The 1,398-nt window shown below is 68.3% G+C and carries 1 protein-coding gene; it reads right to left on the bottom strand.

Annotated elements, in window-relative coordinates; all coding sequences use genetic code 11:
- On the bottom strand, positions 1-1,398 hold a 1,398-nt coding region (locus tag ACSFA3_RS23350; protein ID WP_435507814.1), incomplete at both ends, for an enoyl-CoA hydratase/isomerase family protein.

Consider the following 1,398-nt stretch of genomic DNA (forward strand, 5'->3'; position numbering starts at 1 on the left):
TGTCGAGCAGGTAGCCCAGCTTCTTCGAGTCGAGCGCACCGGTGCCTACCTTCGCCATCGCGGCGGCGGTGAAGCCTTCGGTGAGGAACGGCAGCAGGTCGGTGCCCGTGGAGGCCGAGGCGTTCTCGGCCGCACGGCGTGCGATGTAGGTCAGGCCGCCCGCGCCGGGGATCAGGCCCACGCCGACTTCGACCAGGCCGATGTAGCTTTCCATCGCCGCCACGCGCTTGGCCGAATGCACGGCCAGTTCGCAGCCACCGCCCAGCGCCATGCCGCGCACGGCGGAGATCACCGGCACGCTGGCGTAGCGGATCTTGAGCATCACGTTCTGCAGCTCTTCCTCGGCGCCTTCGACCGCACCGATGCCCGCGACCACGAAGGCCGGCAGCATCGCCTGCAGGTCGGCGCCGACCGAGAACACCTCGTCGGGCGACCAGATCACCAGGCCCTTGTATTCGGCCTCGGCCAACTCGACCGCGGCACCGAGCGCCTCGGCCACGTCGGGGCTGATGGCGTGCATCTTCGAATGGATGCTGGCGATGAGCACTTCGCCGTCGAGCGTCCATACGCGCACGTCGCCTTCGTCGCTGATCGTGGTGCCGGCCGTGTTGGCGTCGGCGGCGTTCGCGCCGAGCACGCTCTCGGGGAACAGCTGGCGGTCATGCACCGGCAGCCTGCGCTGCGGCACGAACTTGTTCTGCGATGCGCTCCACGAGCCTTCGGGCGTGTGCACGCCACCCGCTTCGGCCACCGGGCCTTCGAACACCCACTTGGGCAACGGAGCAGTGCTCAGCGCCTTGCCGGCGTCGATGTCTTCCTGCACCCACTTGGCGACCTGCGCCCAGCCGGCTTCCTGCCACAGCTCGAACGGGCCCTGCTTCATGCCGAAGCCCCAGCGCATGGCGAAGTCGATGTCGCGCGCGCTCTCGGCGATGTCGCCCAGGTGCACGGCTGCGTAATGGAAGCCGTCGCGCAGGATGGCCCAGAGGAACTGGCCCTGCGGTCCTTCGCTCTCGCGCAGCAGCTTCAGGCGTTCGCCCGCGGGCTTCTTCAGCATGCGGCCGTACACCTCGTCGGCCTTGGCGCCGGCGGGCACGTACTCGCCGCTCTTCAGGTCGAAGCGCAGGATGTCGCGGCCGACCTTCTTGAAGAAACCGGCCTTGGCCTTCTGGCCCAGGTTGCCCAGCTCCAGCAGCTTGGCGAGCACCGGCGGCGTCGCGAAGTTGGCATAAAACGGATCGGTCTCGGCGTTGAGGTTGTCCTGCAGCGTCTTCACGACGTGGGCCATCGTGTCGAGGCCCACCACGTCGGCGGTGCGGAAGGTGCCCGAGCTCGCGCGGCCCAGCTTCTTGCCGGTGAGATCGTCCACCACATCGGGCGTCAGGCCGAACTTCTCGA

The sequence above is a fragment of the Variovorax glucosi genome (genome assembly GCF_051216695.1).
Classification (GTDB): Bacteria; Pseudomonadota; Gammaproteobacteria; order Burkholderiales; family Burkholderiaceae_C; genus Variovorax.